This is a genomic window from Enterobacter sp. WCHEn090032, from assembly GCF_003986875.1.
GTDB lineage: Bacteria > Pseudomonadota > Gammaproteobacteria > Enterobacterales > Enterobacteriaceae > Enterobacter > Enterobacter sichuanensis.
Window position 1 is genome coordinate 1 of sequence record NZ_RXRN01000072.1, and the last position, 333, is coordinate 333.

A 333-nucleotide genomic window follows, 5' to 3' on the forward strand; every position below is an offset into this window, starting at 1 on the left:
AGGCATAAGAACCCGTTTATGGAGTCGCTTATGCCCTGGGATGCGAGAGATACCATGTCATTACGTACCGAGTTTGTTTTGTTCGCCTCGCAGGACGGGGCGAATATCCGTTCCCTCTGCCGTCGCTTCGGCATTTCACCTGCCACCGGTTACAAGTGGCTTCGTCGCTGGGCGGAGGAAGGGGTCTCCGGCCTTCAGGACCGCCCGCGCATACCGCACCATTCCCCGAACCGCTCATCTGACGACATCACTGCCCTGCTGCGCATGGCCCATGACCGTCATCAGCGCTGGGGAGCCCGCAAGATTAAGCGCTGGCTGGAAAACCAGGGGCAC

1 protein-coding gene is annotated in these 333 nt (G+C 60.1%); it reads left to right on the forward strand.

What is annotated here, in order from left to right:
• Window positions 1–18: 18 nt before the first annotated feature.
• On the forward strand, window positions 19–333 hold a 315-nt coding region (locus tag EKN83_RS23265; RefSeq protein ID WP_148110464.1), incomplete at its 3' end, for a helix-turn-helix domain-containing protein.